The following is a 17983-nucleotide window of genomic DNA, read 5'->3' as shown; positions in this document are numbered from 1 at the left end:
GGCTCAGCCGAAGATTCGCGGGAGGGTTCCCTCGTGCGCCTCGCGGGCCTCGGCCAGGGGGATCTCGAACTGACCCTCGATCACCACGGCGTCGCCACCGGTGGCGCCGAGGCGGAGCACCGGCACACCGGCGTCCTCGGCGAGGTGCGTCAGCTCGCCCTCGTGCTCGGGGTCGACCGCGACGATCACACGCCCCGTCGACTCGGCGAACAGCGCCACGAACGGGTCCACCTTGTCGCGGCCGGTCACACCCTCGAGCGCGACCGACGCGCCGACGCCGAAGCGCAGCGACGCCTCGAGCAGCGCCTGGACCAGGCCGCCCTCGGACAGGTCGTGCGCGGCAGCGGCGAGGCCGGTCTTCCGCGCCTCGACGAGCGCGGAGGCCAGTGCCTTCTCGGCCGCCAGGTCCACGCGCGGCGGCAGGCCGCCGAGGTGCGAGTGGACGACGTCGGCCCACGCCGAGCCGTCGAGCTCGTCCCGCGTGGTGCCGAGCAGGAGGAGCGACAGCCCCTCGGTCCGCCAGCCGGACGAGAGCGCCGTGCTGACGTCGTCGAGCACACCGAGCACACCCACCACGGGGGTGGGGTGGATCGACGAGTCGATCTGGCCGGGCTCACCCGTGCCGTTGTAGAGCGAGACGTTGCCGCCGGTCACCGGGACGCCGAGCTCCTGGCAGGCGTCGGCGAGGCCCTCGATCGCCTCGACGAGCTGCCACATGGAGTCGGGGTGCTCCGGCGAGCCGAAGTTGAGGCAGTCCGTCACCGCCAGCGGCTCGGCGCCCGACGTGGCGACGTTGCGGTACGCCTCCGCGAGGGCCAGCGCGGCGCCCGTACGCGGGTCGAGCTTGCCGTAGCGACCGTTGGCGTCGGTCGCGAGCGCGACGCCGAGCCCGGTGGACTCGTCGACGCGGATCACGCCGCCGTCGTCGGGCTGGGCGAGCGCCGTGTTGCCCTGGACGAAGCGGTCGTACTGGTCGGTGACCCACGCCTTGGAGGCAAGGTTGGGTGAGGCCAGCAGCGTCAGCGCCGTCTCGCGGAGCTCAGCGCCCGACGCCGGACGGGCGAGGCCCGCCGCCGCCGTCGAGTCGGCCTGCAGCCCGTCCTGCCACTCCGGACGCGCGTAGGGCCGGTGGTACACGGGCCCCTCGTGCGCCACCGTCTTCGGGTCGACGTCCACGATGCGCTGACCGTGGTGGTCGATGGTGAGGCGGCCGGAGTCGTTGACCTCGCCGATGACGGCGGTCTCGACCTCCCACTTGCCGGTGATCGCGAGGAACGCGTCGAGCTGGTCCGGCCGCACGACGGCCATCATGCGCTCCTGCGACTCCGACATGAGGATCTCGCCGGCGTTCAGCGTGGGGTCGCGCAGCAGGACGTCGTCGAGCTCGACGTGCATGCCGCCGTCACCGTTGGAGGCGAGCTCCGAGGTGGCGCAGGAGATACCCGCGGCGCCGAGGTCCTGGATGCCCTCCACGACCTTGGCCGCGAACAGCTCGAGGCAGCACTCGATGAGCACCTTCTCCATGAAGGGGTCGCCCACCTGCACGCTCGGGCGCTTGGCGGGGACGCCGTCCTCGAACGTCTCGGACGCGAGGATCGAGGCGCCGCCGATGCCGTCGCCGCCCGTGCGGGCGCCGAACAGCACGACCTTGTTGCCGAGGCCGGTGGCGTTGGCGAGGTGGATGTCCTCGTGCCGCAGCACACCGAGGCAGAGCGCGTTGACCAGCGGGTTGCCCTGGTAGGAGCCGTCGAAGACGAGCTCCCCGCCGATGTTCGGCAGGCCCAGGGAGTTGCCGTAGCCGCCGACCCCGGAGACGACGCCGTGGACGACGCGCGCGGTGTCGGGGTGGTTCACGTCGCCGAAGCGCAGCTGGTCCATGACCGCCACGGGGCGCGCGCCCATCGAGATGATGTCGCGGACGATGCCGCCGACGCCGGTCGCGGCACCCTGGTAGGGCTCCACGAACGACGGATGGTTGTGCGACTCGACCTTGAAGGTGACGGCCCAGCCGTCGCCGATGTCGACGACGCCGGCGTTCTCACCGATGCCGACGAGGAGGTGCTCCTTCATCTCGTCGGTCACCTTCTCGCCGAACTTGCTCAGGTGCACCTTCGACGACTTGTAGGAGCAGTGTTCGCTCCACATCACCGAGTACATCGCGAGCTCGGCCGCGGTGGGGCGGCGGCCCAGGATGTCCTTGATGCGCTGGTACTCGTCCTCCTTGAGGCCGAGCTCTCCGTACGGCTGCACCTCATCAGGGGTGGCCGCGGCGGTCTCCACCGTGTCCAGTCGCGGGACGGCGGGAGTCGTGCGGGAGGGTGCCTGGGACGCGGGCGCGGTCATGTAGTTCCTCGCGTGCGGGGTAGGTTTCTTGGCGCCGGAGCGCCCCGCCAGTCTACGACGCGTCACGCGCCGGGGCGGTCGAGCTGGATGCCCAACCACCGTGACGTGTCAGACGCACAGGTCACGGGAGTGACCTGTGCGTCTGACACCGCTGGATGCGGTCAGAGCTGCGAGTCGTAGACGCGGACGTAGTCGACCACCATCTGCTGCGGGAACTGCGTGGTCCCGTCGGGGTAGCCGGGCCAGCTGCCGCCCACCGCGACGTTCAGGATGAAGAAGAACGACTGGTTGTAGACCCACGGGTTCCCGCCGGTGTCCGCGGTGGTGCGCGTCTGGTAGACGGTGCCGTCCACCGACCAGCTGATCCGGTTGGGCGCCCAGTCGATCGCGAAGGTGTGGAAGTCGTCGGCGAAGGACCAGCCCTGCGGGTGCGTGTACGCCGCGCCGATGCCCGCGCCGCCCGAGTAGCCGGGCCCGTGCAGGGTCCCGTGCACCATGTGGGGCTCGTAGCCGACGTTCTCCATGATGTCGATCTCACCGGCGTCGGGCCACTGGGTGCCTGGGAACTGGCTGCCGAGCATCCAGAACGCGGGCCAGATGCCCTGGCCGCGCGGGATCTTGATCCGCGCCTCCAGGCGGCCGTACTGCGGCTGCACCTTGCCCTTGGTCGTGAGCCGGGCGGAGGTGTAGCCGCCGCCCTCCTGGCGGGCGGTGATCACCAGGTTGCCGTTGCCGTCCAGGGCCGAGTTGTTCCGGGAGTTGGTGTAGTTCTGCAGCTCGTTGTTGCCCCAGCCGCCGGCGCCGGTCTCGAAGTTCCAGTTGGCGCCGTTGGGCGCGCTGCCCGCAGCGCCGTCGAACTCGTCGGACCAGCTCAGCGCGCCGACGGCGGCTGGAGCGGCGGCAGTCGCCGACGCCGAACCGGCGTCGGGGGCCTTGGGCGCAGCCGCGGAGGCCACCAGCGACGCCGCCAGGACCAACGTCATGGCAGTGGCGGCCGTGGCCGTGGTGCGGATGGTGCGGTGTCTCGTGCTACGCATCGGACGCTCCTTCGCGAAGATGTGTCTCCCGCCGCACAGGGGGCGGGACGGGCATGCGGCCGATCGCACCGGCATGGTGGGGCGACGCTACTTTTCACCCGGTCGGTGGGACAAGATGGTGAAAATACGTAGCCGTGCCGTCGTCGACCCTTCAGTACCGCTGAACAGTCAGCCAGTGATACGCGATGGACGTGCATGGTTGCTCCGAACGACGATGACCGCATGCCCCTGCGTCACTCGCTCCTCGCCGTGCTCGTCATGATCATCTGGGGCACCAACTTCCTCGCGATCGACGTCGGCGTCGACGACGTGCCCCCGGTGCTGTTCGTGGCGATCCGGTTCGTCGTGGTGCTGATCCCTGCGATCTTCCTGGTCCCGCGGCCCGCGGTCGCCCTCAAGGACGTTCTCGTGGTGGGCCTGTTCCTCAGCCTCGGCCAGTTCGCTCTGATGTACACGGCGATCTGGCTCGACATGCCGCCCGGCCTCGCCTCGCTCGTGCTGCAGGCCCAGGTGGTCCTCACCGTCCTGTTCGCCTCGGTGGCGCTCCGCGAGCGCCCGACCGTGCCGCAGCTCGTCGGCGTGCTGCTGGGTGCGGTGGGCCTGGTGATCGTCGGTGTCGGTCGGTCGGCGGCGACGCCGGGCCTCGCGTTCCTGCTCACGCTCGCGGCCGCGGCGTCGTGGGCGACCGGCAACGTGATCGTGCGCCGGCTGGGCTCGGCGACGCAGGCGGCGGGCGGGAGGCAGAGGCCGCTGGCCGGCCTGTCCATGACCGTGTGGTCGGCGCTCGTGGTGCCGGTGCCGATGTTCGCGCTGTCGCTGGTGCTGGACGGGCCGGCCGCCGTCGGCCACTCCCTCACGCACCCGACGTGGGCCGCCGTGCTGTCCACGCTCTACACCGCGTGGCTCGCGAGCCTGGTCGGCTACGGCATCTGGAACACGCTGCTCGACCGGTACCGGGCGAGCGCAGTGGTGCCGTTCACGATGCTGGTCCCGGTGGTGGGCATGACCGTCGCCTGGCTGGCACTGGGCGAGGTGCCGAACCTCGCCGAGGCGGGTGGCGGTCTGCTCCTCCTGCTGGGTGTGGCGATCACGTCGGGGCTGCTGCGGTGGCCGGACCGACGGCGCTACAGCCCCGGCACGTAGCTACAGCTCCAGCACGTAGACGAGTAGGTCCACGCCGGGCACCGGCGCCCAGTCCCGGCTGGGCTCGCGCCGGAAGCCGAGCCGCTCGTAGAGCCGGTGCGAGCCGTGCGCGACGGTCTGGGTGGACAGGACGATCCGACGCGTCCCGGCGGACCGCGCCACGCACTCGCGCATCAGTGCGGTCCCGGCCCCCCTGCCCTGGGCGTCCGGCGCGACGCCCAGCATGCGGACCTCGGCCTCACCGTCCCGGGCGATGTCGGCCATGGGGCCGCCGTGCGGCACGAACGTCACGCCGCCCACCACGACGCCGCCGTCCAGCGCCACGATGATCTCCGCGGCGTCAGCCCGGCTCGCGACGTCACGCAGGACGTCGGCGTAGAACTCGGAGCCCGGGGCGTCGAGCTGTCCGTCGGCGAAGAACGCCCCCGCGACGATCTTGCCGACCGCCTCGTACTCCGCCGGCACGGCGTCACGCACCTCGATGAGCCTTCGCTCGCCGGTCCGCACCTCGCCGGGCCGCACCTCGCCGGGCCGCACCTCGATCGCTCGTCCCTCGTCGCTCATGCGACAAAGGTAGGCCGTGCCTCTGACGTCGTCCGCCGCATATCCGGCCCGACGCCCCTGGCCCCGCTTCTGGGCGCGCCCAGCGAGCGCCGCCGCACGCGGCCGCCCGGCTTGTACACGGAGAGCAGGGTCGCGACCGCGAGCAGGGTGAGCGACACCGCGGGCGGGTACACGAGGAACGAGATGTCCGTCGCCGGGATCTGGCCGGCCTCGACCGCGGCGCCGGCGGCACCGACGTCGGCCATGCCCGGCCGCAGCGCCCCGACGATCAGGACGCACAGCAGCACGTTCAGGACGAGCTTGACCGCGACCCACCAGTAGCGGACCAGACCCCACTTCGTCGCGAGACCGAGCAGCAGGCCCGAGCCGAGGCAGACCAGTGCGGAGACCAGCATGGGGGTCACCACGAACTCGGCGAGAGCCCGCAGGGCGAGCCCGCGGACGGCGTCCGAGCCGCCGCCCAGCCCCACCCCGACGAGCAGGGCCACCAGCACGTCGATGCCGATCCACGCCCCGGCGGCCACGAGGTGCACGGTGAGCACCGCCTTGCGTGCGCGTGGCACGAGCCTCATGACGTCACCTCCCCCGGGCGAGGCGCGGAGGCCGGCCGCGCCGGCCGTACCACCAGCTGTGCCCCCGCACCGAGCACGAGGCCGGCGACGGCGACTCCTCTGAGATTCATGATCCGGTCCCTCCTCGGACGCCGGGCGGCGCCTCTGCGTCTCAGCCTCCCGGCCAGGGCCCGGCACGGGATCGGCCGTGGGACGGCAGTCACGCTGCGCCGTCCGGCGTGGGCGCTGCGGCGCGTCTACGCTCCCGGACGTACAGCGGCGTACGGCGCGCAGGGGGTGACGCCCGGTCCGCCGTCGGACACAGTGGGGCCGGAGGTGAGGAACATGGGGAAGCCGCGACTCGTGGACGTCGGTGTGACCGCCGCGCTGACGGCGCTCACGCTGGTCTCGCTGCCGTTCCTGGAGGCGTCGGCCGGGGTGCGCCCGGTCGACGCCCTCGGGTACGCGCTGGCAGTCACCGCTGCGGCGGGGACGCTGTTCCGCACCCCCTGGCCGGTGGTGACGCTCGGCGTGGTCACCCTCTCGACGGTCACCTACCTGCTCCTCGACTACCCGTACGGCCCGGTGATGGTGTGCGTGGTGGTCGCGGTCTACTCCCTGGCCCGACGGCGTCCGCTCCGCGCCGCCCTCCCGTGGGGCGCAGCGACGCTGGCCCTCCTCCTGCTGCACGTCCTCACGCATCCGAGCGCACTTCCCCTGCCGACCGGGCTGATACCGGCAGGCGCCATCGTTGCGGTGCCGTTCAGCATCGGCGTGGCCCGGCGGATGTGGCACGAGGCCCGGTCCGCCGAACGGGACGCGGCGGAGCAGCAGGCGCGCGACGACGAACGCCTGCAGCTCGCGCACGAGGTGCACGACGTCGTCGGGCACGGCCTGGCCGCCATCCAGATGCAGGCGGACATCGCACTCCATCTGGGCCGGCCGGAGGATGCCACCACCGCGCTGGAGGCCATCTCGAAGGCGGCGAACGAGGCGCTGACCGAGCTGCGCACCACGCTTGCGGAGATCCGCCCGGGGACCGCGTCCGGCGCGGGTCCCGAACGAGCGCCGACGGCCGGGCTGGCCAACCTGGAGGTGCTGGCGCAGCGGGTGCGTTCGGCGGGTGTCAGCGTCGACCTCACGATCGGCGGCACGCCCCGGTCGCTGCCCGACGCCGTCGACCTCGCCGCCTACCGCGTGCTCCAGGAGTCGCTGACCAACGTGGTCAAGCACGGTGCCGGGACGGCGGCGCGCGTGGAGGTGGGTTACGAGCCGGACCTGGTCCGGCTGTGCGTCCGCAACCTGCGTGCCCCCAGCCCGCGCGCCCTCGACGGCGGCTTCGTCGCCGGGTTCGGCATCACCGGGATGCGGCATCGGGTCGAGTCCCTGGGCGGGCGGCTCGACGCCGGCCCCGTCGAGGAGTATTTCGAGGTGCGGGCGGTACTGCCCGCCGGAGGTGTCGCATGATCTCTGTGCTGCTCGTGGACGACCAGGACCTGGTGCGGATGGGCCTGCGCGCCCTGATCTCCGGAGAGGTGGACGTCACGGTCGCCGGCGAGGCCGCCGACGGCATCGCCGCCGTCGCCCAGGCGCGTCGCCTGCGGCCCGACGTCGTGCTCATGGACATCCGGATGCCCGGCATCGACGGCATCGAGGCGACCCGGCGGATCGCCGAGGACCCTGCCCTGACCGCCACGCGCATCGTGGTGCTCACGACGTTCGAGCACGACCAGTACGTGGTCGACGGCCTGCGCGCGGGGGCCAGCGGCTTCCTCCTGAAGAACACCCCGCCGGCGGACCTCGTCACCGCGATCCGCACGGTGCACGACGGCGGCGCGCTGCTGGCGCCGTCGGCAACGCGCACCCTGATCAGGGAGTTCACCGCCGCATCACCGCGCGCGCTCGCGCCGCACCCCCGGATCGGGGACCTGACCGACCGCGAGCACGAGGTGGTCCGCCTCGTGGCCCAGGGGATGAGCAACCACGAGATCGCCGCGCATCTCGTCCTCAGCCCGGCGACCGCGCGGACGCACGTGTCGCGCGCGATGATCAAGCTCTCCGCGCGCGACCGGGCACAGCTCGTGGTGTTCGCCTACCAGTCCGGACTCGCGTGAGCCTGCACCCCCGCTGCCCCGTTACTGAGTAATCGCGTAACAAAGATGTCATCAGGGGGTTCCCGGCGTTTACCCGACAGTGGTTTCATTCGGACATGAAGCTGCTTCGAACTTTTCCGAAGGTTTCCTTCGAGTTCGGGCTCTCCTCATGGCAGTGGTTGGGGCTTCGCGAGCAGACCCCGCGCTTCGCGACCTGTTTCGGCGACATCTTCCTCGAGTCGCTGGACGGATGGTGGTTCCTGGACACGGTCGAGGGCACGCTCGAGCTCCGCTGGGCCTCGGCGGTCACCATGTACGCCGAGCTCGAGTCCGCAGAGGGTCGCGCCACCTATCTCATGGACGACCTGGTCCGCGACGCCCGGAGCCGCGGCATCCACCTCGGCGAGGAGGACGTCTACGCCTTCAACCCGCACCCTGCCCTCGGCGGTGAGCTCGGCGTGAACGGGCTCAGTGCCATGCGTTTCGAGCTGGCGGTCAACTGGGTCGGGCAGATGCACGACCAGATACTGCACAGCTCGGGCGAGATCCGCCTCTCCCCGATGCCCGACGACGGCCGCCGCGCCGGCGCGTCCCGGGCCACCGCGGCCTGGGACGGCGCGTGGTCGGAGGACGAGACCTTCGACGTGCCGTTCGAGCAGTACCTCGCCACCACTACCTTCGCGGCGGTCGCCGCACCGGCACCGAGTGCCGGCACCCGGCCCTACAAGGCCAAGAGGCATGCGGCACCTGCAGAATCGGAACAGCCGGCGCCGGTCCCTCCCTCGCCTACGCCGTCCTGGTCGGGACAGAGCGAGTACCCCGCCTGGTCGGGGCAGACCGAGACGGCGCAGCAGTGGCCGGAGCCGAGCCAGGCTCACGAGCTGGCGACGCCGCTGGACGGGTACGCGGCGGAGCACGACCCCTCGCACCCCGCCGCGCACTCCGCCGCCGAGCAGTACGAGACGGGACCGGGCGATCAGTGGGCCGGCGGGTCGGACGCGCCCCAGGGCTGGCTCCCGTACGACAGCGACCAGACCAGCGGCGGTCAGGATCACCGCGGCCAGGCCGCCCCGACGTGGAACAGCCCCAGCTGGGGCAGCCCGACCTGGGCCGCCCCCACATGGCGCAACCAGGCGTCGGCCGTGGCTGCCGGCGGCAACCCGCAGCAGGCACCACGGACCGACGACCCGTTCACCGCGTGGGACGACCTGTGGGGGAAGCACTGAGCCGCTGCCGCCGGGCGGCCGCCGCCTGACGCACCACCGGTGCCGCCGTCGGGCGTTCCGGGCGAAGTCGACGCTCACGCTCGACCCGTGCGACAAGGCTCAGTTCACCCGGGGTGGTGCTGAGCGCGCGCTTCAGCAGGCGCGTCTCCAGCGCCACCCGGTTGCTCCGGCCCAGCCCGTCCGTGTAGCCGAGGATGGTCTGCGCATGCGCGTGGGTGATCTGTCCGCCACGGAGTGCGGCGAGCGTGCGGGGATGCTCGTGCACCAGCGCACGGGACTCCTCGACGAGCGCGATCGCCGAGCTCTCCGGCATCCGCAGGACCCTGGCCAGCCGCTCGACGAGCTCGGGTGCCAGCCCGGCCGGTTCGTCCGCATCCGCCTCAGGAGCGTCGAACAGCTCGGGCTGGTCGGCCACCCACTCCCGGACCGATTCCATGAGCACCGCCCGTGAGGCAGCGAGCGAGGCAAGGAGCGCGTCGACCGCAGCCACGGCGTCGACCGCCTCCGTAAGATCCGCGAATCCGTTCGCGAACCCTGACTCGCGCGATGCGGCAGCACCACGCGGAGACTGGCCCGGCACATCGGCGGGACCACGAGTCACCAGCACCTTGTTCGAACGCATGTTCTAAACATAGGGGCTGACGACGACACGCGCCACCCAGCACGCCGACCCGTGTCGATCACCCGTACGAAGCCGGTTGCCCACACAATGGGGTGGTGCCGATCCGACGAGCTGCCCAGTCACACCTCGCCGCGTGCGCGACACTGGCCACGCTCCTCGCCCTGAGCGGCTGCGGCCCGGCCGACCGGGCGGGAGGTGCGCGAGGAGCCGACGTGGAGCCCACACCCACCGCGGCGCGTTCGGCGCAGCCACCCGCAGACGATCGACCCGAGCAGCGCACGAGCACGGTCACCCTGGGCGACGTGGTCCTCCAGATCGTCACCCTGAAGGCCGCCGACGTCCGGGCGGACGAGGACGGGCCGGACACCCGGACGGTCACCCTCACGCTGGCCGCCGGGCGCTCCGCGCGCCTCGCGCTCGCGTCCCCCGGTGCGCTCGACGTCGACACGGACGGCAGCATCACCGTGCTGGACGACGACGGCGACCCCGTCGCGGCGATCGGCCCGCCCGCACCGCCGTCGGACACCGAGGACGACGCGCCCCGCATCGGCGTCACCGAGATCGACGCCACGCACGCCCTCGTGGAGGTCGGCCCGATCGAGCCGCCCCAGGAGTCGGAGTCCCCCGCACCCACGGACCGGGCCGAGCTGCTGCCCGTCACGTTCGTGGTCGGCACCCAGGCGATCGAGAGCGCGACCTGGGGCGAGAACGAGGGCGGACGCTCGCTCGCCGTCGACCCGACGGACTGGGCGCGGTACGCCGGCCAGGCCGGGCTGGACCTGATCCGCACCCAGCTGGTGGCCGCCGAGCCAGAAGCGGACACCTCGACGATGGGCGACCAGCTCGTGTGCCACGCGGTGGGAGCACCCGACAAGTCCACGTGGAACCTCGAGCCATGGCGGCCCGACGTCGGGCTGATCCTCACCGCCACCGCCCAGTGCAACCCCGTTTGAGCTCGACGGACCATCGGCCCGCGCGCCCCGTGCCGTGACCCGTTCGTGACCGCCGGCAGGGCGGTTCGACGTGCGAAGGTGCCTGGCTTGAGGTTTCCTGGAAATGAGGCGAGGCAGGCTCGCCACACAATCTGATGAGCCCCAGCTCAGCCGGACCCCAGCTCATGTGGTCGTGCGCACCAGGCGCTGGCCGCCATCCGCAGGTGCCCAGCGATCCACGGGAATCCCCTGGGGTCAGGCATTGCTCCTCGGAGATACCTTGGCAGGGAGGCTCCTGATGACCCGTGTACTAGTCCGTGGATCAGCCGTCGCGGTAGGTTGCGGCGCACTGCTCGGATTCACCGTGGCGTACCAGCTCGTACCGCTCACCGTGCTCGCCGCCCTCCTCGGGCTGGCGGGCACCTTCTTCGCCGTGCGGGCGACACCGGAGCCGGCGACGAAGCAGGGCGCCCCGGTGACGCTCGGCGGACCGCTCGCACGCGAGGCGGAGAACCGCGAGGCGGAGGACGACGAGCCCACGAGCGAGCCCGTCCAGGTTCCCGTGCAGCAGCTCCCCGTGCCGATCGTGGCGGCGGTACCCGACGCCGCGTGACGGTCAGGGCTTCGCGCCCTGCTTGCGCAGCTCCTTCTCGCTGACCGGTGCCGTGCCGCTCGCGCGCAGCTGGCGGTAGTACGCGGCCGCCTCGTCCTGACGGACCTTCTCGGAGCCGTCGGCGATCGGGGCGCGCAGGTGCTCCTGCGTGAAGCCCCAGGCGTCGATGACGTCGAGCACGTGCGGACGAAGCTCCTTGAGCATCCGGTCGATCGTCGAGGTCACAGCCTTCGCGCGGCCCGTCGAGAGGCGGCCGTTGGTCAGGTGCCAGTCGAGGTGACGCTCGATGGTCGTGAGCCCGTAGATGTCGCGGAGCAGGGTGAGGACCTTGCGGGTGCCGGCGTCGGACACCGTGCCGATGGCCTTCGTGAACGCGTCCCAGCGCACCAGCTCTGCCCAGGCGGCGGCGGACCCGATGAGGCTCACCTGGTTGTCGTCGAAGATCTCCTGGGCGCGGATCGAGTCGGCCTTGAGGGCGGGGCGCATGCCCAGCGCGGTCGCGGCGACCATGCCCTCGAAGCGTCCGGCGATCAGCTCGCGCTGCACCTCCGCGTCCAGCAGGCGGCCCGCGGAGCGCACCCGGCCGCCGTCGGCGACGGTCTGGCCGAGCCGCTTCAGCGGGAGCTTGTGCAGCACCGCGTCCTTGGCCTGCCCGGCGACGATGCCCGCCATGCCGCCCGGGGACTTCGACGCCTCGGCCATCCGCTTGCCGTAGTCACCCACGAGGCGCTTGGCCGCGAGCTGCAGCAGCACGTGGTTGTCGCCCTCGAAGGTGGTGTAGATGTCGAGGTCGGCACGCAGGCTGGTGAAGCGGTTCTCCGAGAGGAAGCCGGCGCCCCCGCAGGCCTCGCGGCACTCCTGCAGGGTGTCCAGCGAGTACCAGGTGGAGGTCGCCTTGAGCGCGGCGGCTGTCGTCTCGAGGTCCTCGCGCATGGCCGGGGTGTCCTCGCGGCCCGAGAACACGGCGTCGAACATGTCGAGCAGCTCGTCGTGCGCGAAGTGCATCGCGTACGCCTCGGCGATACGCGGGAAGAGACGGCGACGGTGCGTCGCGTAGTCGAGCAGCGTCAGCTCGTCGGCGCCCGCGGACGGCGAGAACTGGCGCCGCTGGTCGGCGTACTTCGTGGCGATCGCCAGACCGATCTTCGCCGCGGAGATCGCCGCGCCGTCGAGCGAGACACGACCCTGCACCAGGGCGCCCAGCATGGTGAAGAACCGGCGGCCCGGGCTGTCGATGGTGGACGTGTAGGTGCCGTCCGGGGCCACCTGGCCGTAGCGGGCGAGCAGGTCCTGCCGCGGCACACGCACGTTCGTGAAGTGCAGCTTGCCGTTGTCGATGCCGTTCAGGCCGCCCTTCTGGCCGTCGTCCTCGCCGCCGACGCCCGGCAGGAACTCCATCGTCTGCGGGTCCCGGATCGGCACGTAGAAGCAGTGCACGCCGTGGTCCACGCCGTTGGTGATGAGCTGGGCGAACACCGTCGCCGCGACGCCGTGCTTCGCCGCGTTGCCGAGGTACTGCTTCCACGCCCCGCGGAACGGGGTGTTGAGCACGAACTCCTCGGTCTCGGGGTCGTACGTGGCGGTCGTGCCGATCGAGGCGACGTCGGAGCCGTGGCCGGTCTCCGTCATCGCGAACGCGCCGGGCACGCTCAGGTCCATCGCACCGGGAAGCAGTCGGTCCTGCTGCTCCTCGGTACCGAGGTGCAGGATGGCGGAGCCGAACAGACCCCACTGCACGCCCGCCTTGATCTGCAGCGACGGGTCGGCGGCGACCAGCTCCTCGAACCCCACGAGGTTGGCGCCCGCCTGCGCACGGCCGCCGAGGCGCTCCGGGAACGCCCGCAGGACGTGGCCGTAGGGCACCATCTGCTTCATCTGGGCGAGCGCGATCTCCCGGTGCTCCTCCTTGGTGATCCCCTCCCGCTTCCAGAGCTCGGGGTGGGTGGCCACCATGTGACGAGCCTCGGCACGCTCCTCGGCCCAGCGGCCGAGCAGCATCTGCTCCAGGGCGGGTACGTCCACGCGGACGCCCGACGCCGGCCGGGGCGCCAGGGGTGCGGGCGCGGCGGCCTCGGTGGCCGTGGGGGGCGTCACGGACTCGGAGGTGGTCGTCATCGGGTTCTCCTCGGTATTTCGGCCGGCAGGCCAGGTGCTGGGTCTCGGGAGGGTGGGTCGAAGAGTGTTCGGGGTCAGGCGGTGACTGGTGCGGAACCAGGACGGTTGTGGTGCAGCACGCCCACCGGGCCGGTCCAGAGCCAGAGCGTCACGCGCTCGGTGAGCTCTTCGCGGGTCAGCGGGCTCGACTCGACGTTGCGGTGGCCGAGCCACCACTCGCCGGAGCCCCGCACGAAGCCGACGGCGCCGGCCGCCCAGGCGGCGGCATCGGCCTGGGGGACGTCGGTGGCCCGCGCGAACGGTTCCGCGACGAGCTCGATCACCGAGTCGAGGTAGGCGCCCAGGGGGTGCAGGTCGACCGGCGTGGTCGGGACGGCGGCGTCCGCCACCTCCTCGGCGGCCGTGGCGCGGCGGCCACGGCGTCCGCTCTCGACCGGCGCCGGCTCGTTGCCGCCGATGGCGGTGCGGGTGACGAACCAGTAGACGTTGGGCGAGCTCTCGATCATCTCGAGGTAGACCCGTACCATCTCGCGCAGCGCCATCTCGGGGTCGTCCGCGCGCTGCGCCGCGGCGCGCAGCGCGTCGTGCATCTGCATCACCACGGTCTCGGCGACGGCGAGCCGCAGGCCCGCCTTGTCGTCGAAGTACCGGTAGACGATTGACTTCGACGTACCCGCCGCGGCGGCGATCTCGTCCATCGAGACCGCGGGACCGAGGCGGTGCACAGCCTTGCGCGCGGCCCGGACGAGCTCTGCCCGGCGTGCCGTGCGGTGGTCGTCCCAGCGGGTCGAACGACCGTCGACTCCGATGCTCATCGGTCCACCTCCCCACCGTAACTCGCTAGAGGTCTTGTGATTCGTCTCACGAGACTGAGAGTATCAGGTACTGTGAGTCCTGGGCACCACCCCGGGCGCGAACCGGGTAGCGGCCTGTCCTGGCCTCGACGAGGCTCGATCTACGAAGCCACTTGCCCGACGACGAAGTGAGAAGGAACAGCGACGTGTCCACCACCCCCTCCCCCGTCCCGTCCACGCGCGAAGCCGTGATCATCGGCGGCAACCGCATCCCGTTCTCCCGCGCCGGCAAGAAGTACGTCCGGACCAGCAACCAGGACATGTTCACCGCAGCGCTCGAGGGCCTCGTCGCCCGGTTCGGCCTGCAGGGCGAACGCCTGGGCGAGGTCGCCGGTGGCGCTGTCCTCAAGCACAGCAAGAACTTCAACCTGATCCGTGAGTCGGTGCTGGGCTCCTCCCTGTCGCCCACGACGCCCGCCTACGACGTGCAGCAGGCGTGCGCCACCGGGCTCGAGGCCGCGATCGCCGTGACCAACAAGATCAAGCTGGGCCAGATCGAGTCCGCGATCGCCGGCGGCACGGACACCGTGTCGGACGCGCCGATCGTCGTCAGCGACCGCCTGCGCGCCGCGCTCCTGGACGCGAACCACGCCAAGACCACCAGCGCCAAGATCAAGGCGCTGCTCAAGGTCCGCCCGAAGGACCTGGCCCCGGCCACGCCCGGCACCGGCGAGCCGCGCACGCACCTCTCCATGGGTGAGCACCAGGCGATCACCACCGCCAAGTGGGGCGTCTCGCGCGAGGCGCAGGACGAGATCGCGTTCAACTCGCACCAGAACCTGGCCCGCGCCTGGGAGTCCGGCTTCTTCGACGACCTGGTCACCCCGTACAAGGGCCTGACCCGCGACGACAACCTGCGTGCCGACACGTCGCTCGAGAAGCTCGCGAAGCTCAAGCCGGTCTTCGGCACCCAGCTCGCCGAGCCGGCGAGCATGACGGCCGGCAACTCCACGCCGCTGACCGACGGCGCCTCCGCCGTCCTGTTCTCCTCGCGCGAGTGGGCAGAGGAGCGCGACCTGCCGATCCTCGCGAAGTTCGTGGACGCCGAGACGGCCGCCGTCGACTTCGTGCACGGTCACGAGGGGCTCCTCATGGCGCCGGCCGCGGCCGTGCCGCGTCTGCTGGCCCGCAACGGTCTGACCCTCGAGGACATCGACTTCTTCGAGATCCACGAGGCGTTCGCCTCCACCGTGCTGACCACGCTCGCCGCGTGGGAGGACGAGGAGTACTGCCGTACCGAGCTCGGTCTCGACGGCGCGCTCGGCAAGATCGACCGCAGCAAGCTCAACGTGAACGGCTCCTCGCTCGCGGCGGGCCACCCGTTCGCGGCGACCGGCGGACGCATCATCGCCACCGCCGCGAAGCTCGTGGCCGCCAAGGCTGCCGAGACCGGGCAGCCGGCACGGGCACTGATCTCGGTCTGCGCCGCCGGTGGCCTCGGCGCCGTCGCCGTCGTCGAGTCCGTCTGAGCCCAGCGCGCAGCGAAGGGTGAGGGCCGAGGAACGAGGCACTCGCCCGTAGCGAAGCAACGGGCTCAGACGGTAGACGACAGTGCCTGAGCCTCACCCCAGAACCGGAAGGATTTTCGTGGCTGACCAGTCCGCCCCGTCAGACAAGTACACAGTGGCCGTGAACCGCGGCTTCACCAAGACCATCGCCAAGAAGCTGGGGCTCCCCCGCCCGGCGATCCTGCGCCGCTACGCCGCCGACGCCCCCCTCACGGTGGGCCCGGTGCTCGTCGTGTCGGACGGCGCCTCGGCCGGCGACGCCGACGCGATCGCCAAGGCTCTCGGATCGTGGGACGTCGACGTGCGTCGTTCCACCGAGGGCGCCGGCGACGTCCGCTGGGGCGGCGTCGTGCTGGTCGGCACGTCCGCCGAGTCCCCTGAGGCCGTCTCGGAGGCGGTGCTCACCCTCGGTGGCACGCTCCGCAGGCTCGCGGGCAACGGCCGGGTAGTGGTCGTCTCCCGCGCGCCGGAGATCGGCGACTCGCCGGCCGTCGCCGCCACCAGGGCCGGCTTCGAGGGCTTCACGCGTTCGGTCGGCAAGGAGCTGCGGGCCGGCGCGACGGCGAATGGTGTGCAGCTCACCGGGGGTGCCGCCGTCGACTCGACCTCCGTGCTCGGCACGCTGCGCTTCTTCCTGTCCGCCAAGTCGGCGTACGTCGACGGCCAGGTGCTGCCCGTCGGTCCGGCGGACGACCTCGACGACGTCGACTGGCAGCAGCCGCTGGCCGGCAAGGTCGCCGTCGTCACCGGTGCCGCACGCGGTATCGGCGCAGCGATAGCGCGCACCCTGGCCCGGGACGGCGCCAAGGTCGTGGTCGTGGACGTGCCGGCCGCCGGTGAGTCGCTGGCCGCGGTCGCGAACGAGATCAAGGGCACCGCGGTGCAGCTCGACGTGACCTCCGCCGACGCCGGCACCAAGATCCTGGAGGCGACCCGGCACCTCGGCGGGCTCGACATCCTGGTGCACAACGCGGGCATCCTGCGGGACAAGCTGCTCGCGAACATGAAGCCCGCCCAGTGGGACGCCGTCATCGCGGTGAACCTCGCCTCCCAGCTGCGCATCAACGAGCAGCTGCTGGCCGCCGGGGTGGAGGGGCTGCGCATCGTGTCACTCGCCTCGACGTCCGGCATCGCGGGCAACAAGGGCCAGACCAACTACGCCTACTCGAAGTCCGGCGTGATCGGCCACACGGCGGCCACCGCGCCGCTCGTCGCGGAGCTGGGCGGCACTGCCAACGCCGTGGCGCCGGGCTTCATCGAGACCGAGATGACCAGGTCGATCCCGTTCGCGACCCGCGAGGTGGGCCGGCGCATCATCCCGTCGCTCCAGCAGGGCGGTCTGCCGATCGACGTCGCCGAGGCCATCGCCTTCCTGTCGTCCCCGGTGGCTCGCGGTGTGAACGGACAGGTGCTGCGCGTCTGCGGCCAGTCCATGCTGGGCAAATGACAGAGCTCACAGTGCCGGGAGCACCGGCGTCGTACGGCGTGACAGAGCTTGCCCAGCTGCCGAGGCTGGGCGGCCTGTTCGCCAAGGGCCTCGCCGGCTCCGCGAGCAAACGCCCGAAGGGCACCGTCCGGCTGCCCAAGCTGGCCTATCAGGTGGCGGACGTCGACACCGCGGGCGAGGCCGCGCACCTCGCGGCGTACCAGCGGCTGCTCGGTGAGCCGTCGTCCGAGGTGCTGCCCGCCGGGTTCCTGCACGTGCTCGCGTTCCCCCTGGCCACCGCCGTCATGGTGCGCGGCGACTTCCCGCTGCCGCTGCTCGGCATGGTGCACCTACGGAACACCGCACGGGTGCTCCGGCCCGTGCGGCTCGGCGAGGCCCTGACGGTGCGGGCCTGGGCGCAGGACGCCCGGGCGCACCGCCGCGGCGTCCAGGTGGACCTGGTCGCCGAGGTGCTGGTCGGCAGCGAGCTCGCCTACCAGAGCGTGTCGACGTACCTCGCCAAGGGCTTCACGGCCCCTGGCGACGGCGTGCCCGGGGCCGAGGCACCCCGCGAGGAGTGGACGGCGCCCCTGCCGACCGCACGCTGGAAGCTCGGCGCCGGCACGGGCCGGGCCTACGGCGCGATCTCCGGCGACCAGAACCCGATCCACACGTCGGGCCTAGGCGCCAAGGCGTTCGGCTTCCCCCGGGCGATCGCGCACGGGATGTACACAGCGGCCCGGGCGCTGGCCGAGGTGGGGCCCGCACGCCGGGGCGAGACGTACGAGTGGACCGTCGAGTTCTTCAAGCCGGTCCTGCTCCCCAGCACGGTGGACGTGGCGATCCGGTACGCGGACGAGGCCTCGGCCGGCACACAGGGCTTCGTCTACGAGGGTTGGCGGTCAGGCAAGAACACCCGCCACTTCCGAGGCACCGTCACCCCCCTCTGACCTCGT

16 protein-coding genes are annotated in these 17983 nt (G+C 71.8%); 9 read left to right on the top strand and 7 right to left on the bottom strand.

Annotation, left to right across the window (positions count from 1 at the left end; all coding sequences use genetic code 11):
• Positions 1 to 3: 3 nt before the first annotated feature.
• Both purL and ACQEVI_RS13090 read right to left on the bottom strand, forming a co-directional pair.
• Positions 4 to 2343 carry a phosphoribosylformylglycinamidine synthase subunit PurL gene (purL, locus tag ACQEVI_RS13095; RefSeq protein WP_432899294.1) on the bottom strand — a complete coding sequence of 780 codons (2340 nt, stop codon included), beginning with the start codon at positions 2341 to 2343 and terminating at the stop codon, positions 4 to 6.
• A gap of 161 nt (positions 2344 to 2504) precedes the next feature.
• On the bottom strand, positions 2505 to 3380 hold the full coding sequence (locus tag ACQEVI_RS13090) for a glycoside hydrolase family 16 protein (protein ID WP_432899291.1): 876 nt from the start codon (positions 3378 to 3380) through the stop codon (positions 2505 to 2507).
• Positions 3381 to 3602: 222 nt separating this feature from the next.
• Between ACQEVI_RS13090 and ACQEVI_RS13085 the strand changes: the two genes are divergently transcribed.
• A complete protein-coding gene (locus ACQEVI_RS13085) occupies positions 3603 to 4523 on the top strand; it encodes an EamA family transporter (protein ID WP_432899288.1) in 921 nt (306 codons plus the stop codon).
• Here the strand turns inward: ACQEVI_RS13085 and ACQEVI_RS13080 are convergent, their stop codons facing one another.
• Together ACQEVI_RS13080 and ACQEVI_RS13075 are read right to left on the bottom strand one after the other, a co-directional pair.
• On the bottom strand, positions 4524 to 5087 hold the full coding sequence (locus ACQEVI_RS13080) for a GNAT family N-acetyltransferase (RefSeq protein WP_432899285.1): 564 nt from the start codon (positions 5085 to 5087) through the stop codon (positions 4524 to 4526).
• Positions 5084 to 5659, bottom strand: coding sequence for a hypothetical protein (locus ACQEVI_RS13075; RefSeq protein WP_432899282.1), 576 nt, complete (start codon positions 5657 to 5659; stop codon positions 5084 to 5086). Before ACQEVI_RS13075 ends, ACQEVI_RS13080 begins: the two co-directional genes overlap by 4 nt.
• Positions 5660 to 5983: 324 nt before the next feature.
• On the opposite strand from ACQEVI_RS13075, the gene ACQEVI_RS13070 reads away from it, so the two are divergent.
• The 3 genes from ACQEVI_RS13070 to ACQEVI_RS13060 all read left to right on the top strand — a co-directional run bounded on the left by ACQEVI_RS13070 (position 5984) and on the right by ACQEVI_RS13060 (position 8957).
• Positions 5984 to 7105: a sensor histidine kinase gene (locus ACQEVI_RS13070; RefSeq protein ID WP_432899279.1), complete on the top strand. Its 1122-nt coding sequence runs from the start codon at positions 5984 to 5986 to the stop codon at positions 7103 to 7105.
• Positions 7102 to 7752, top strand: a complete 651-nt coding sequence (locus ACQEVI_RS13065) for a response regulator (RefSeq protein ID WP_432899276.1) — start codon at positions 7102 to 7104, stop codon at positions 7750 to 7752. The genes ACQEVI_RS13070 and ACQEVI_RS13065 overlap by 4 nt, the downstream gene beginning before the upstream one ends.
• Positions 7753 to 7847: 95 nt before the next feature.
• Positions 7848 to 8957, top strand: a complete 1110-nt coding sequence (locus tag ACQEVI_RS13060) for a T6SS immunity protein Tdi1 domain-containing protein (protein ID WP_432899273.1) — start codon at positions 7848 to 7850, stop codon at positions 8955 to 8957.
• Here ACQEVI_RS13060 and ACQEVI_RS13055 read toward each other — a convergent pair.
• A complete protein-coding gene (locus ACQEVI_RS13055; protein WP_432899270.1) occupies positions 8923 to 9579 on the bottom strand; it encodes a hypothetical protein in 657 nt (218 codons plus the stop codon). The genes ACQEVI_RS13060 and ACQEVI_RS13055 overlap by 35 nt on opposite strands.
• 95 nt (positions 9580 to 9674) lie before the next feature.
• Between ACQEVI_RS13055 and ACQEVI_RS13050 the strand changes: the two genes are divergently transcribed.
• Both ACQEVI_RS13050 and ACQEVI_RS13045 read left to right on the top strand, forming a co-directional pair.
• Positions 9675 to 10532, top strand: a complete 858-nt coding sequence (locus ACQEVI_RS13050) for a DUF2599 domain-containing protein (protein WP_432899268.1) — start codon at positions 9675 to 9677, stop codon at positions 10530 to 10532.
• A gap of 277 nt (positions 10533 to 10809) precedes the next feature.
• Entirely contained in the window at positions 10810 to 11124 is a 315-nt protein-coding gene (locus tag ACQEVI_RS13045; protein ID WP_432899265.1) for a hypothetical protein, read from the top strand.
• A 3-nt stretch (positions 11125 to 11127) separates the two neighbouring features.
• Here ACQEVI_RS13045 and ACQEVI_RS13040 read toward each other — a convergent pair whose 3' ends face one another.
• Both ACQEVI_RS13040 and ACQEVI_RS13035 read right to left on the bottom strand, forming a co-directional pair.
• On the bottom strand, positions 11128 to 13239 hold the full coding sequence (locus ACQEVI_RS13040; protein WP_432899262.1) for an acyl-CoA dehydrogenase family protein: 2112 nt from the start codon (positions 13237 to 13239) through the stop codon (positions 11128 to 11130).
• A gap of 74 nt (positions 13240 to 13313) precedes the next feature.
• On the bottom strand, positions 13314 to 14054 hold the full coding sequence (locus ACQEVI_RS13035) for a TetR/AcrR family transcriptional regulator (RefSeq protein WP_432899259.1): 741 nt from the start codon (positions 14052 to 14054) through the stop codon (positions 13314 to 13316).
• A gap of 185 nt (positions 14055 to 14239) precedes the next feature.
• On the opposite strand from ACQEVI_RS13035, the gene ACQEVI_RS13030 reads away from it, so the two are divergent.
• The 3 genes from ACQEVI_RS13030 to ACQEVI_RS13020 all read left to right on the top strand — a co-directional run bounded on the left by ACQEVI_RS13030 (position 14240) and on the right by ACQEVI_RS13020 (position 17977).
• Positions 14240 to 15562, top strand: a complete 1323-nt coding sequence (locus ACQEVI_RS13030) for an acetyl-CoA C-acetyltransferase (RefSeq protein WP_432899257.1) — start codon at positions 14240 to 14242, stop codon at positions 15560 to 15562.
• A gap of 118 nt (positions 15563 to 15680) precedes the next feature.
• A complete protein-coding gene (locus ACQEVI_RS13025; RefSeq protein ID WP_432899254.1) occupies positions 15681 to 17048 on the top strand; it encodes a 3-oxoacyl-ACP reductase in 1368 nt (455 codons plus the stop codon).
• Positions 17045 to 17977, top strand: coding sequence for a MaoC family dehydratase (locus tag ACQEVI_RS13020; protein ID WP_432899251.1), 933 nt, complete (start codon positions 17045 to 17047; stop codon positions 17975 to 17977). Before ACQEVI_RS13025 ends, ACQEVI_RS13020 begins: the two co-directional genes overlap by 4 nt.
• Positions 17978 to 17983 lie beyond the last annotated feature (6 nt).

Source organism: Promicromonospora sp. CA-289599 (assembly GCF_050936155.1).
GTDB lineage: Bacteria > Actinomycetota > Actinomycetes > Actinomycetales > Cellulomonadaceae > Promicromonospora.
The sequence above is the reverse complement of the archived record's forward strand: the minus strand, read 5'-3'. Positions and strand labels throughout refer to the sequence as shown.